This window comes from Amycolatopsis sp. NPDC000009, assembly GCF_055563465.1.
Genome location: NZ_JBVHDI010000011.1, coordinates 119,059 through 133,323, shown reverse-complemented (window position 1 = coordinate 133,323; position 14,265 = coordinate 119,059). Strand labels below are relative to the sequence as shown.

General features: G+C 67.8%; 9 protein-coding genes. 3 read left to right on the top strand and 6 right to left on the bottom strand.

Annotation, left to right across the window (positions count from 1 at the left end; all coding sequences use genetic code 11):
• The 6 genes from ACZ3HL_RS26900 to ACZ3HL_RS26875 form a co-directional block, all read right to left on the bottom strand.
• Positions 1–816, bottom strand: coding sequence for an ABC transporter ATP-binding protein (locus ACZ3HL_RS26900; RefSeq protein WP_465419997.1), 816 nt, complete (start codon positions 814–816; stop codon positions 1–3).
• 157 nt (positions 817–973) lie between these two features.
• Entirely contained in the window at positions 974–1,843 is an 870-nt protein-coding gene (locus tag ACZ3HL_RS26895) for a metal ABC transporter permease (protein WP_465534510.1), read from the bottom strand.
• Entirely contained in the window at positions 1,840–2,583 is a 744-nt protein-coding gene (locus ACZ3HL_RS26890) for a metal ABC transporter ATP-binding protein (RefSeq protein ID WP_465534509.1), read from the bottom strand. The genes ACZ3HL_RS26895 and ACZ3HL_RS26890 overlap by 4 nt, the downstream gene beginning before the upstream one ends.
• Positions 2,580–3,494, bottom strand: coding sequence for a metal ABC transporter substrate-binding protein (locus tag ACZ3HL_RS26885; protein ID WP_465534508.1), 915 nt, complete (start codon positions 3,492–3,494; stop codon positions 2,580–2,582). Before ACZ3HL_RS26885 ends, ACZ3HL_RS26890 begins: the two co-directional genes overlap by 4 nt.
• Positions 3,495–3,542: 48 nt before the next feature.
• Positions 3,543–5,642 carry a heterodisulfide reductase-related iron-sulfur binding cluster gene (locus ACZ3HL_RS26880; protein WP_465534507.1) on the bottom strand — a complete coding sequence of 700 codons (2,100 nt, stop codon included), beginning with the start codon at positions 5,640–5,642 and terminating at the stop codon, positions 3,543–3,545.
• 23 nt (positions 5,643–5,665) lie between these two features.
• On the bottom strand, positions 5,666–5,932 hold the full coding sequence (locus tag ACZ3HL_RS26875) for a hypothetical protein (protein WP_465534506.1): 267 nt from the start codon (positions 5,930–5,932) through the stop codon (positions 5,666–5,668).
• A gap of 413 nt (positions 5,933–6,345) precedes the next feature.
• Here ACZ3HL_RS26875 and ACZ3HL_RS26870 point away from each other — a divergent pair, with 413 nt between their 5' ends.
• The 3 genes from ACZ3HL_RS26870 to ACZ3HL_RS26860 are packed head-to-tail and all read left to right on the top strand — an operon-like array spanning position 6,346 to position 13,837.
• Positions 6,346–6,930 (top strand): hypothetical protein, encoded by a 585-nt coding sequence (locus ACZ3HL_RS26870; RefSeq protein WP_465534505.1) that lies wholly within the window; start codon positions 6,346–6,348, stop codon positions 6,928–6,930.
• A gap of 17 nt (positions 6,931–6,947) precedes the next feature.
• A complete protein-coding gene (locus ACZ3HL_RS26865; RefSeq protein WP_465534504.1) occupies positions 6,948–8,957 on the top strand; it encodes a flotillin family protein in 2,010 nt (669 codons plus the stop codon).
• Positions 8,954–13,837 carry a DNA repair ATPase gene (locus ACZ3HL_RS26860; RefSeq protein ID WP_465534503.1) on the top strand — a complete coding sequence of 1,628 codons (4,884 nt, stop codon included), beginning with the start codon at positions 8,954–8,956 and terminating at the stop codon, positions 13,835–13,837. Before ACZ3HL_RS26865 ends, ACZ3HL_RS26860 begins: the two co-directional genes overlap by 4 nt.
• The last annotated feature ends 428 nt before the right edge of the window (positions 13,838–14,265 follow it).

Here is a 14,265-nt window from a genome sequence, read left to right as displayed (position 1 = left end):
TCAGGCGGGCCGGGGCGAATGCCGCCCGAGTGGCCTGCAGTGGATCGCGCCCGTCACCGGGTCGTTCGCGACGTGGACGGTGACGCCGTAGGCCTGGGAGAGGTGCTCGGTGGTGAGCACCTGCCCGATGTCACCCGTGGCCACGATGGTTCCCTCGCTCAGCAGCACGACCTCGTCGGCGATGATCGCCGCGTGGTCGAGGTCGTGCAGCACCACGCCGACCGCGACGCCTTCGTTGGCCAGATCGCGGACGACGTCGAGGATCTCGACCTGATAGCGCAGGTCGAGATGGTTGGTGGGCTCGTCGAGCAGCAGCACGGAGGTCTGCTGGGCGAGACAGGACGCGAGCCAGACTCGCTGGAGTTCGCCGCCGGAGAGCTCGTCGACGCCGCGTTCGGCCATCGGTGTCACCCCGGTCAGCTCCATCGCGCGGCGGATCGCGGCCGCGCCGTCGATGTCGACCCCGCGCCAGCCCGAGCGGTACGGGTACCGGCCGTAGGAGACGACGTCGCGCACCGAAACGCCGCTCGGCGTGGGCCGGTGCTGGGTCAGCAACGTGACCCGCCGGGCGAATTCCTTGCCGGACAACGCGTTCCCGCCCCAGACGGCGCGTTCTCCGAGGCGGACACCGCCCTCGCGGGGCTTGTGCAGCCGCGCCAGCGAACGCAGGAGCGTCGACTTGCCGGAGCCGTTCGGCCCGACCAGCGCGGTCACCAGGCCGGCGCGCAGGGACAGGGACACCCCGTCCACCACGGCCCGCTCTTGGTGCGCGAGCACCAGGTCATGGCCGGTGAGCAGCGCGTCTTCCGTAGACATGAGGGGAGCCTAACCTAAGAGAAGGCTCGGACCCATGTCACGAGAGACACAGCGCGCGGGGTGATTGTCCGGTTACGCGTGACTGGGCGGACTCCGCCGCGTGTCGTCCGCCTGATCACACGTGTCGTCCGTCTGATCACGCGAGAACGCCGTCTGATCACGCCGCCCGGGACAGCTCCCGCCGGCGCTTGGCCAGCCGCTTCCCGACGATCCCGTGCCGCGGTCCGAACAGGTACACCAGCGTGAACCCGGCGCCCTGCACCAGCACGATCATCCCGCCGGACGCGGTGTCGAGGTGATAGCTCAGGTACAGCCCGGCCACCGCCGCGAGTACCGAGAACGACGGCGCGATCACGAGCATCCGGCCGAACCGGTCGGTCAGCAGGTACGCCGTCGCACCGGGGATGATCAGCATGGCCACGACGAGGATCACGCCGACCACCTGCAGCGCCACCACGGCGGTCAGCGCGAGCAGGCCGAGCAGCGCGGCGCCGAGCACCCGCGGGTTCAGCCCGATGGCGTGCGCGTGCGTGGGATCGAAGGCGTACAAGGTGAAATCCCGGCGTTTGAGCACCAGCAGGGTGAGCGTGATCGCGCCGAGGACGCCGATCTGGATCAGGTCCGAGGTGTCGACGCCCAGCAGGTTGCCGAAGATGATGTGGTTCAGGTCGGTCTGGCTCGGGGTCACCGAGATCAGCACGAGCCCGAGCGCGAACAGCGTGGTGAACACGATGCCGATCGCGGCGTCCTCCTTGACACGGCTGGTGTCGCGGACGACCCCGATCAGCGCCACGGCGAGGAAACCGAAGACGACGGCGCCCAGTGCGAAGGGCGCGCCGAGGACGTACGCCAGCACGACGCCGGGCAGCACGGCGTGCGAGACCGCGTCGCCCATCAGCGACCAGCCGATCAGCACCAGCCAGCAGGAGAGCACCGCGCAGACCGCCGACGCGATGACCGTGGACGCCAGCGCCCGCACCATGAAGTCGTAGCTCAGCGGTTCGAGGAAGAGGTCGTAGAGACTCACGCGGGTTCTTCTTCCCGTTGCAGGACATCGAGTCCGAAGGCCAGCGCGAGGTTCTCCGGCCGGAGCACCTCACCGGGGGAGCCGTGCGCGAGCACCTTGCGCATCAGCAGGATCGCCTCGTCGGCCAGCCCGGGCAGCGCGTGCAGGTCGTGCGTGGAGATCAGGACCGCGGCGCCGTCGGCCGCGAGTTCCTTGAGCAGCCGGGTGATCGTGGCTTCGGACCGCTTGTCCACACCGGCGAACGGCTCGTCCAGCAGCAGGACACGGGCGCCTTGCGCGATACCGCGCGCGACGAACGCGCGTTTGCGCTGTCCGCCGGACAACTGGCCGATCTGGCGTCCGGCGAGTTCGGTCAGTTCGACCCGCTCCAGCGCGTGGTCGACGGCTTCGTGGTCGGCGCGGCGCGGCCGCCGGGTGAAGCCGAGCCGTCCGTAGCGGCCGGTCATCACGACGTCCCGCACCGACAGCGGGAACGACCAGTCGACGTCCTCGCTCTGCGGCACGTAGCCGATCACGCCGGTCTTGCGGGCCCGGGCGGGGGTGCCGCCGTCGATCGACACCGTGCCGGTGTCCGGCCGGACCATGCCCATGATGGTCTTGAACAGCGTCGACTTGCCGGAGCCGTTCATCCCGACCAGCCCGCAGACGTGACCGTGTTCGAGCGTGACGTCGACACCGTCGAGCGCGAGGACGTCGCCGTAGTGGACCGTGACGGCTTCGACGCGGATCGCGGCCGTCACGGCTTCGCTCCGGTGAGCGCGGCGACGATCGTCTTCGAGTCGTGGCGGATGAGGTCGAGGTAGGTCGGCACCGGGCCTTCTGGGCCGGACAGGGAATCCACGTAGAGGACGCCGCCGAACGCGGCGCCGGTCGCGGAGACGACCTGCTGCATCGGGGCGTCGGAGACGGTCGACTCGCAGAACACCGCGGGGACCTTGTTCTGCTTGACGAATTCGATGGCGCGGGTGATCTGCTGCGGGGTGGCCTGCTGTTCGGCGTTGACCGCCCAGATGTACCGCTCGGTGAGGCCGGTGTCGCGCGCGAGATAGGAGAAGGCGCCTTCGCAGGTGACCAGCGCCCGCTCGTTCTGCGGCAGGCCGCTCAGCGCGCCCGTCATCTCGTCCCGCACCTCCTTCAGCTTCGCCTTGTAGGCGTCTCCGTTGGCCTTGAACACGGCGGCGTCACCGGAGGAGAGCTCGCTGAACGCCTTCACCATGTTGTCCACGTAGATACCCACATTCGTCGGAGACATCCACGCGTGCGGGTTCGGCTTTCCCTGATAGGCGTCCTCACCGATGGCGATGGGCTGGACGCCCTCGCTGACCACCTTGTGCGGCGCGTCGATCTCCTTGACGAACCGGGCGAACCACGCCTCCAGGTTCAGCCCGTTGTCGAGGATCAGGTCGGCCTTCGCCGCCTTCTTGATGTCGTCCGGAGTGGGCTCGTAGCCGTGGATTTCGGCGCCGGGTTTGGTGATCGACTCGACCCGGAGCTTGTCGCCCGCGACGTTCGAGGCGATGTCCGCCAGGACCGTGAACGTGGTCAGCACGACCGGCCGCTTGTCGTCCGTCCCTCCGGCGGGACCGCCGCAAGCGGACAGGACGAGTGCGGACGCCGCCAGCGCGCACACGGTCTTGCGCAGATTCGCCATACCGCGAGTTTAGAGTTCGGTGCGCCGAACTTCCAACTCTCGTGTGCCTTAAATCTCGGTGTTGCTCCGGTCGCGTTCCTTCACCGTCTCCAGCAGGAGCTGGGAGACGTCGCGCACGGTGACGTTCTCGCCACGCTGCTCGCTCTGCCGCTGCACGAGGCCGTCGTTCAGCATCACGCGGCAGAACGGGCAGCCGGTGACGATGGTCTCGGCGTCCGTGCCGAGCGCTTCGTCGACGCGTTCGAGGTTGATGCGCTTGCCGATCTGCTCCTCCATCCACATCCGCGCGCCGCCGGCGCCGCAGCAGAGCGAGCGGTCCGCGTGCCGGGGCATCTCGCTGAGCGTGGCCCCGGTCGCGCCGACGAGTTCGCGCGGCGGCTCGTAGACCTTGTTGTGGCGGCCGAGGTAACACGGGTCGTGGTAGGTCACCGGGCCGGCGTCCACCGGTTTGACCGGGGTCAGCTTGCCCGCGCGGACGAGCCGGTTCAGCAGTTGCGTGTGGTGCAGGACCTCGTAGTTCCCGTCGAGCTGGGGGTACTCGCGGCCGAGGGTGTTGAGGCAGTGCGGGCAGGTGGTGACGATCTTGCGGGTCCCCGGTTCGCGGCCCTCGAACACCGCGTTCAGCGTCTCGACCGTCTGCTGCGCGAGCATCTGGAAGAGGAACTCGTTGCCGGAGCGGCGCGCCGGGTCGCCGGTGCACGACTCGTCGGTGCCGAGGATCGTGTACTTCACCCCGGCGAGATGCAGCAGCTCGGCGGTGGCGCGGACGGTCTTGCGCGCGTTGTCGTCGAAAGCGCCCGCGCAGCCGACCCAGTAGACGTACTCGACGTCGTCGGCGAGTTCGCCGTCGAAGACCGGCACCTCGAAGCCGAGGTCCTTCGTCCACGCGAGGCGGTCGGAGTTGTTCTGGCCCCAGGGATTTCCCTTGGTTTCGAGGTTCTTGAACAACACGCCGAGTTCGCTCGGGAACGCCGACTCGATCATCACCTGGTAGCGGCGCATGTCCACGACGTGGTCGACGTGCTCGATGTCGACCGGGCACTGCTCGACGCAGGCGCCGCAGGTGGTGCACGACCAGAGGACGTCCGGATCGATGACGCCGAAGTCCTCCTTGGTGCCGACCAGGGGACGTTCTTCCGGCGCTTCCTCGCGGTCGAGGATGTACGGCGCCTTCTCGAAGAGATGGTCGCGCAGATCCATGATCAACAGCTTGGGGGACAAGGGTTTCCCGGTGTTCCACGCCGGGCACTGCGACTGGCAGCGGCCGCATTCGGTGCAGGTGGCGAAGTCGAGCATGCCCTTCCAGGTGAAGTCCTCGATCTTGCCGCGGCCGAACGTGTCGTCCTCGCCGGGATCCTCGAAGTCGATCGGCTTGCCGCCGGACTCCATCGGCAGCAGCGGGCCGAGCGCGTCCGGGAGCCGCTTCGCCGTGACGTTGACCGGCGCCAGGAAGATGTGCAGGTGCTTGGAGTAGAGCACGATCGACAGGAACGCCAGCATCACGCCGATGTGCAGCAGCAGCCCGACGGTCTCCAGCGGCTCGGTGACCGTGGGGCCGAGCGGCTCCAGGAGTTCGCCCACACCGAGGGAAACCCACGCGCCCGACTCGTACGGGAAGACGCCGACCGCCGCCGACGCGCCCCGGAAGAGGAACATCGTCCAGATCACGTTGAAGATCATGAACAGGATCAGCCAGGCGCCGCCGGTGTGTGAGCCGAAGAAGCGCGACGCACGTTCTTTCCGTTCGGGTGCCTGGCGGATCCTGATGACCGCGAAGACCGCGAGCGAGACGAGCACCGCCACCGCGATGAAGTCCTGGAGGAAGCCCAATACCGCCCAGTGCCCGATGAGCGGGATGTGGAAGTCGTGGTCGAACAGGGCGCCGTACGCCTCGACGTAGACGGATCCGAGGATCACGAAACCCCAGAACGTGAACAGATGCGCGAGCCCGGGGACGGACCACTTCAGCAGCTTGCGCTGCCCGAAGACCTCGGCCAGATGCGTTTTCGCGCGGACGGCCATGACGTCGGAGCGCTTCTCGTCCGGCTGGCCGGAGCGGATCAGTTTGGCGAGCCAGGCGGCGCGGCGGGCGGCGAAGGCGAGGCCGGCGACGGTGATGAGCAGACCGAGGATGAGACGAACGAGCACGAGTCCTCCGGGGGAGAATCGGCTCAGTGAGAGCCGGTGTAGTACCGGCACGCCTTGCAGGCGTACCGCATCTTGGCCACTCGCCACCGTTTCCGGTAGGCCTCCAGATGTCCCGGCCGTGGCGGATGCACGCCGAGCCTGCGGTGACGGCGGATCCGCCGTCCCGTTTCGAAGAGTTCGGTCGCCAGGCCGAGGTAGGCGCGCCTGAGCGCGATACCCGGCTCGGCGGCGAGGTTGTCCCGGCAGAATCGGTGCAGCAGAGCCAGATCCGGTAGACCGGGGGTGGTCACGCCGGGGAGATGTTCGACGACGCCGAGCCCGGGATGCCCTGGGGGAACGGAGAATCTAGCGGGAAGTCCACAATGGACACAAGTGAGCGTGCAACTCAGACATCGGGTGACATGGCGGATCCGCCGTTCGCGCCGATCCTCGTCGATCGTTTCGCGAACGTGCCACCCCATGGAGCCTCCCAAGACCGTGGTGTGTCCTGTGTCACTCTCAATACTGGAGAGTAGGGCGCGCTCCGAGGGTGCGACAGGTCCAACCGGATGGCTTCCGGGCGGCCGGTCGGCGTAACGCTCCCTCGCGATCAGTCACTCCTCGCGAGGAGTGACTGTGACCCACTCGTAGCCGAAAACGGCCCGCCGGACGTCACGCGCTGGTTATAGTCCTGACCCGGGGTAAGGGGGAGGGAACGACGGCGATGGGCGGGTTCGTCACCGCGGCTCTGGGGTTCCCGGCCGTGCTCTTCAGCTTCCTGCTGATCGTGGTGATCGGCTACTGGCTGCTGGCACTGCTCGGTGCGGTCGATGTCGGCGACTTCGACGGCGGCGACGGGCTCCTGGCGGGCTTCGGCGGCGTCCCACTGTCCATTTCGCTCTCGTTGCTGATCGCATTCACCTGGTTCGCCAGCCTGGCAGGGACGGTTCTTCTCGATGACCTTGAGCTTTCGACACCATCGAGGATCGGGCTCGGGGCCGGCGTGCTCGCCGTCGCGCTCGTCCTCGGCACACTCGGGACGAGGGTGATCGTGGTGCCACTACGCCGGGTATTCGGTCCCGCGAGGGAACCGAGCCGGAAGGATTTCGTCGGAAGGACAGCGGTCATCCGCACGTCGTCGGTCACGCACGACTTCGGTCAGGCCGAGGTCGCCGCCGCCGACGGGTCGACGGCCATTGTGGACGTTCGCCAGGCGGGTGAAGGCAACCTGACGGCGGGCAGCCGCGTAGTTCTCTACGACTACGACTCCGAACGCGAGTTCTTCTGGGTCGAGTCTTTGGACATCTGAAGCAGAAAAGGAACACTATGGGTGCCATCAGCGTGGGGGCCGGCGTACTGATCGCCGTGATAGTTGTCATCCTCCTGGTCTTGCTCTTCACGATCACCAGGTTGTTCAAGAAGGTGCCGCAGGGTAAGGCACTGATCATCTCGAAGGTCCGCCGCGTCGACGTGACGTTCACCGGCGCGATCGTCCTGCCGGTGCTGCACAAGGCCGAGATCATGGACACCTCGGTCAAGGCCATGGAGATCACCCGGACCGGCCGTGAGGGCCTGATCTGCCGGGACAACATCCGCGCCGACATCCGGATCTCGTTCTTCGTGCGGGTCAACAAGACCGTCGAGGACGTGATCAAGGTCGCGCAGGCCATCGGCACCGAACGCGCCAGCGACGAGGCGACCCTGCAGGAGCTGTTCAACGCCAAGTTCTCCGAGGCGCTGAAGACCGTCGGCAAGCAGCTGGACTTCGTGGACCTCTACACCAAACGCCACGAATTCCGCGACCAGATCATCCGCGTCATCGGCACCGACCTCAACGGGTACAGCCTGGAGGACGCGGCCATCGACTACCTCGAGCAGACGCCGATGGCGCAGCTCGACTCCGCGAACATCCTCGACGCGCAGGGTATCCGCAAGATCACCGAGCTGACCGCGATCGAGCACGTGCGGACCAACGAGTTCCGCCGCAGCGAGGAGAAGGAGATCACCCGCCAGAACGTGGACGCCAAGGAGGCGATCCTCGAACTGGAGCGGCGGCAGGCCGACGCCGAGATCAAGCAGCGCCGCGAGGTCGAGACCATGCGGGCGCGCGAAGAGGCCGAGATCGCCAAGGTCCAGGCCGAGGAGCGGCTGAAGTCGCAGGCCGCCGGCCTGCGCACCGACGAGCAGCTGGGCATCCAGCACCAGAACCAGCAGCGTGAGATCGAGGTCGCGGGCAAGAACCGCGAACGCGTGATCGCCATCGAGAGCGAGCGCATCGAGAAGGACAGGCTGCTCGAGGTCATCGGCCGCGAACGCGAGACCGAGCTGTCCCGGATCGCCAAGGACAAGGAAGTCGAGACCGAGAAGCGGTCCATCGCCGAGGTGATCCGCGAGCGGATCGCGGTCGAGAAGACCGTCGCGGAGCAGGAAGAGAACATCAAGAAGCTCCGCGTCGTCGAAGAGGCGCAGCGTCAGCGCGAGGCCATCATCATCCGCGCCGAGGCGGAGGCGCAGGAAAACCTCGTCAAGGACATCAAGGCCGCGGAAGCCGCCGAGGCCGCGTCGAAGCACAAGGCCCGCGAAGAGCTGACGCTGGCCGAGGCTCGCCAGCAGGCCGCCGAGCTGGAGACCAGGGCGAAGATCCGCCTGGCCGAAGGCATCCAAGCCGAGGAGGCCGCCGTCGGGCTGGCCGCCGCGCAGGTCAAGGAACGCGACGCCGACGCGCTGGAGAAGGTCGGCCGCGCCGAGGCCATCGTCGAGCGCGAGAAGGCGATCGTCCTCGCCGACGCGATGCGCGACAAGCTCAAGGGCGAGGCCGAAGGTCTCACCGAGAAGGCCGCCGCGATGGCCGCGCTCGACTCCGCCAGCCGCCAGCACGAGGAGTACCGCCTGCGCCTCGAGGCCGAGAAGGAGATCCGGCTCGCCGCGCTCAACGTGCAGCGCGAGGTCGCCGAGGCACAGGCCACGGTGCTGGGCATCGGGCTGGAGAAGGCCGACATCGACATCGTCGGCGGCGAGACGATGTTCTTCGAGAAGGTCATCGGCTCGATCGGGCTCGGCAAGAGCGTGGACGGCTTCGTCGAGCACTCGGACGTCGTCCAGACGCTCGGGAAGGCGTGGCTCGACGGTTCGGGCAGTTTCACCGACGACCTGACCAAACTGGTCGGCTCGGTGAGCACGGAGGACGTGAAGAACCTGACGCTGTCGGCCTTCCTGGCCAAGCAGCTGCAGGCGGGCGGCCCGGACAGCGGCAAGGTGCAGGAGTTGCTGGCCATGGCGCAGCGGCTCGGCCTCGCTGACAAGTCCGTCGCCGCCCTCACCCCCGCGAAGCAGTGACGACGACCGAACCGGCGGCGGGAACGGAGCAGCTGGACGCGGGCACCTACGAGGTGCTCCGCGCCCGGCTCGCCGCACAGGCCGCCGAGCTGGCGAAACGCGCGGACGAGCTCAACACGGCGCGGCTCGGCGTCTTCGGCAGCGCGCAGCTCGCGCTGATCGGCACGGAGCGGATCCGTACCGCGAACAACTGCGTGCCGCGGGACGTCGTGTCGGTCGGCGGGCGGATGTTGTTCGGCTACAACGTCTTCATCGGGCTCAAACCCGAGACGACGGTCGACGACGTCTTTTCGCTGCATGGCTTCAGCCATGACGACGAGGCTTTCCGCTTCGACGACGTGCCTGCCGAAGAGCTGCCGGAGCTGTTGCGCGACGAGCAGTTCGTCCGTGACTTCGCCGAGCTGTACCGGTACTACCGGCAGGCGAGGCTGCTGCAGTTGCGGCGGGTCGAGGGCAAGCTGCTCGCGGTGTTCCAGATCGGCCCGCGGACCGAGGACATCCGGGTGCTGCGCTGGGGTATCGCCGCCGACGGCAAGGTGTCCTATATGGACAGCCGCGGGGAACGCGACCACGTCTTCCCGCCGTCGCACGATTTCGAATGGATCGAGACCAGCCGCGAGCAGCACGTCCTCGGGCGGCATCCGCACATCTCGATCGAGGACGACGTGTTCGTCGAGACCGTCGGCGGCAACCTGACGATCAAGGTCGAGAACAACACCGAATCCGGTGAGGGCGTCTACGCCGAACCGGTCGACGAGCCGTTGCAGAGCCTCGCCGACGCCGAGGTCTCCTACGCCAGGATCGGCCCGCTGATCCTGCTGCGGATCCTGCCCTACAAGGAGACCGTGTACCGGTACCTGGTGTTCAACACCCGTACGCGGGACGTGGTGCGCCTCGACGGGATCGGGCAGGCGTGCCAGCGGCTGCCCGAGGACCACGGGATCATCTTCCCCGGCGGCTACTACCTCGACACGGGTGTCAGCAAGACGTTCGACACCACCGTGGACGAGCTCGAATTCGAGCGCGTGGTCCGCTCGCCCAACGGGGAGGACGTGCTCTACGTCTTCCACGCGCGGGCCGAGGGTCGCTCGCTGCTCCTGCCGTACAACGTGATCCGCAAGGAGGTCTCGAACCCGATCCCGTGCCACGGGTTCTCGCTGTTCGACGACGGCACGATGGTGCTGTTCCGCGCGCTCTCCGACGAGCCGAGCCGTGTGCACCCGATGCAGGTGTGGCGGACGCCGTTCCAATCGGACACGTTCGCCGCGTCGCAGCCGGCTGGCACCGGACCGCTGGAGCGGGTCGGCAACGCCGATCTGGTCCGCGGGATCTCCGACTGCCTCTCGATCGGCCGGATGGTCGACGAGATGGCGCCGTCGGCGGCGGTGTTCGAGGCCCTGATCGCCGCGTGCGCACGGGTCTTCGACCACTACCACTGGCTCGGCGAGGCCGAACTCGGTGATCTGCGGTCGCCGCTGTCGGACGTCCGGGTCACCGCGGAGCAGGTGCTCGACGAGTTCGAGACGGTCACCACACTCACCTCGCAGGCGGCCGAAGCCGTCGAAGAGGCCGCCGCGGAGACCGCGTCGCTCGTGCGGCGGGTCCGGGGTGAGGCGCTGAACGCGGCCGACGCATGGGTGCGCAGGCTCGCCGAAATGCACCGCGCGCGAGGCCATCTCGTCACCGTGCGAGAACTTCGGTATGTCGACACCGGCCGTGTCGACAAATTGATCGCCGACCTCGACACGGAATTCGGCGAGGCAGCTCAGCGCGCCGTGCGGTTCCTCCAGGGTGAGGACGCGTTCACGAGCTACCACGCCGAGGTCGACGGGCTGATCGAAGCCGCTGGCGCGATCTCCACCGTCGCCGAAGCCGTCCCGGTCGCCGAGCGGCTGGACGAGCAGTCCGGCGGGCTCGAAGTGCTCACCGACGTCGTCGGTGGCCTGGAGATCGCGGACGCCGTGGTGCGGACGAAGATCCTCGAACGCGTCGGCGAGGTCGTCGGCGCGGTCAACCGGGCACGAGCCACCCTCGAAGCGCGGCGCAAGGAGCTGCTGGAGACCGAGGGCCGGGCGGAGTTCGCCGCCGAGTTCGCGCTGCTCGCGCAGGCGATCACCGGCGGTCTCGCGGTCGCGGACACCCCGGACCGCTGCGACGAGCAGCTCGGCAGATTGCTGCTGCAGCTGGAAAACCTCGAATCGCGGTTCGGCGAGTTCGACGATTTCCTGGTCTCGCTCGGGGAGAAGCGCACCGACGTCTACGAGGCGTTCTCCTCGCGCAAGCAGGCGCTGCTCGACGAGCGGGCCCGGCGCGCGGACCGGCTGGTCGATTCGGCCGAGCGGATCCTCGCCAGTGTGACTCGCAGGGTCGGCACGCTCGGTTCGGTCGACGAGATCAACACCTACTTCGCCGCCGATCCGATGGTCGCGAAGCTGCGCAGCGTCGTCGCCGAACTGCGCGACCTCGGCGACCAGGTGCGTGCCGAAGAGCTGGAAGGCCGGGTCAAGGCCGCCCGCCAGGAAGCCGGGCGCGCGCTGCGTGACCGGCTCGACCTCTATGGCGAGGGCGGGGAGACGATCCGCCTGGGCCGCAACACCTTCGCGGTCAACACACAGGACATCGACCTCACCCTGGTGCCGCACGACGGCGGGATGAAGTTCGCCATCACCGGCACCGATTACCGTTCGCCGGTAAGGGATTCCGCGTTCGAGGAGACGCGGCCGTACTGGGACCAGCTGCTGGTCTCGGAATCGCCCGAGGTCTATCGCGCGGAGTATCTGGCGACGTCGATCCTGGCCGAACAGCCGGATCTGGTCGAGGCCGACCTCCTTGAGGTCGTCCGCCGTGCCGCGGGCGACCGTTACGACGAGGGATACGCGCGCGGCGTGCACGACCACGACGCCGCCGCGATCCTGGCCGCGCTGCTGCGCCTGCGGTCCGCCGCCGGGCTGCTGCGATATCCGCCCGCCGCTCGTGCCGCCGCTCAGCTGTTCTGGGCTTTCGGTGCCGAAGAAGCGGCGAAGTCCGCGTGGACGACCCGCGCCGCGTCGCTCGCGCGAGTCCGGGAGGCGTTCGGACACACCACGGCGATCGACGCGCTGGCGCGGGAACTCACCGAGGCGATGACCGCGTTCGCCGCGTCGTCGGGGCTGACGCTGGAGCTCGAACTCGCCGGCGAGTACCTGTTCGAAGAGCTGGCCGACGCGTCGCCGGGTTTCGTCACCAGTGGTGGCGCGCGGGCACTGCTCGACAAGTTCCGGCTCGACCGCCGGAGCTTCGCCGACGACCTGCGTGCCCTCGAAGGCCTCGCGGATCGTCACCAGCTCGCCGAAGCCTGGTTACGGTCCTTTGTGGACTCCTCTGGGTTGCCGGACGACGAGCTGGCGGAGGCCGTCGCGATCGAACTGGCCGACCTGCCCCGGTACGACTCCTCGGCGGAGCTTTCGGCCACTGTGGACGGTCTGCTCGGCTCGCATCCGCGGATCGTGAACCGGTCCCTGGCGCTGCGGCTCGACGAGACGCTGGCCAGAACGCTGCGGTTCCGGCGTGATCGGGTGCCGGGTTTCCGGGCGTACCAACGGCTGCGCAACGATCTGGTGGCGGCCGAACGGGACAGGCTGCGGCTCACCGAGTACAAGCCGAAGGTGATGAGCGCCTTCGTGCGCAACAGGTTGCTCGACGAGGTCTATCTGCCGTTGATCGGCGACAACCTCGCCAAGCAACTCGGCGCGACCGGCGACGCGCGGCGTACTGACCAGTCCGGTCTGTTGCTGCTCATCTCGCCGCCCGGCTACGGCAAGACGACGCTGATGGAGTACGTCGCCAGCCGCCTCGGGCTGGTGTTCGTGAAGGTGAACGGGCCCGCGCTCGGGCACGAGGTCACTTCGGTGGATCCGGCGGACGCGCCCAACGCGACGGCGCGGCAAGAGGTCGAGAAGATCTCGTTCGCGCTGGAGCAGGGCAACAACGTGCTGCTGTATCTCGACGACATCCAGCACACCTCGCCGGAACTGCTGCAGAAGTTCATCTCGCTGTGCGACGCGCAACGGCGGATGGAAGGCGTATGGGAAGGCCGGACGCGGACCTACGACCTGCGGGGCAAGCGGTTCGCGGTCTGCATGGCGGGCAACCCGTACACCGAACAGGGCAAACGGTTCCGGATCCCGGACATGCTCGCCAACCGTGCCGACGTGTGGAACCTCGGCGACGTGCTGTCGGGCAAGGAAGAGCTGTTCGCGCTGAGCTACATCGAGAACTCGCTCACCGCGAACACCGTGCTGGCCCCGCTCGTCTCGCACGAACGGTCCGATGTGGACATTCTCGTGCGGCTGGCGCGCGGCGACGGTTCGGTGCGGGCGGATCAGCTGAAGCACGCCTACTCGGCGACCGAACTCGAGCAGATCCTTGCCGTGCTGCGGAAACTGATCAAGGCGCAGCGGATCGTCCTGACGAACAACCAGGCGTACATCGCTTCGGCCGCGCAAGCGGACTCGTCCCGGGTCGAACCGCCGTTCCAGCTCCAGGGCTCGTACCGGAACATGAACAAGCTCGCCGGCCGGATCGTGCCAGCGATGAACGACGCGGAACTGGAAGCGCTGATCGACGACCACTACGCCGGCGAAGCGCAGACACTCACCTCGGGAGCCGAAGCGAACCTGCTCAAACTGGCCGAACTGCGCGGACGGCTGAGCGCCGCGGAGGCGCAACGGTGGGCTGACGTGAAGGCGGCCTACCTGCGTGCCCAAGCGCTGGGCGGCGACGACGAGGACCCGATGAGCCGCGCGGTCGGCGCGATGGGCCTGCTGGCGGACCGGGTGGGGGCGGTCGAGGCGGCTATCGAGCGGGCTTCGGAGCGGATGGTCGTGCGGGACGTGATGTAGGGCTTGTTCGGTTGTTGCCGGGGGGTCGGGTGGCGGTTCCGTCGGCGATGCTGGTTGGTGGCCGCCTTCGTTGCCAGGAATCGGCTACGTGACCGGGTGGTTGCAGATGCCGGGTCTCTGGTGGGACCTTGTTGCCGGAATTCGGCAACGGCGCCGCTGCCAGCGTGTCTCTGCTGAAACCTTGTTGCCGAGAATCGGCGACGCGACTTTCGCCGCCATACATGGTCGCGCCGGATGCTTCGTTGTCGTTAGTCGGTGATGATGCTTGGAGGTCGCTGACGGCATGCGTCCGTTGAGACCTTCGTTGCCGGACATCGGCGATGCCGCACGGGCGGCCCGCTTCGTGTCCTAGTTGTCGGTAGTCGGTGATGCTGCTTGGGTGGTCTTTCCTCGTTGCCGAAAATCGGCAACGCCCTGCCCCACGCGCA

Bases quoted from the DNA above. Each gene is read 5' to 3' on its own strand.
- ACZ3HL_RS26900 (WP_465419997.1), bottom strand. From the start codon at position 816: ATGTCTACGGAAGACGCGCTGCTCACCGGCCATGACCTGGTGCTCGCG.
- ACZ3HL_RS26885 (WP_465534508.1), bottom strand. From the start codon at position 3,494: ATGGCGAATCTGCGCAAGACCGTGTGCGCGCTGGCGGCGTCCGCACTC.
- ACZ3HL_RS26870 (WP_465534505.1), top strand. From the start codon at position 6,346: ATGGGCGGGTTCGTCACCGCGGCTCTGGGGTTCCCGGCCGTGCTCTTC.
- ACZ3HL_RS26865 (WP_465534504.1), top strand. From the start codon at position 6,948: ATGGGTGCCATCAGCGTGGGGGCCGGCGTACTGATCGCCGTGATAGTT.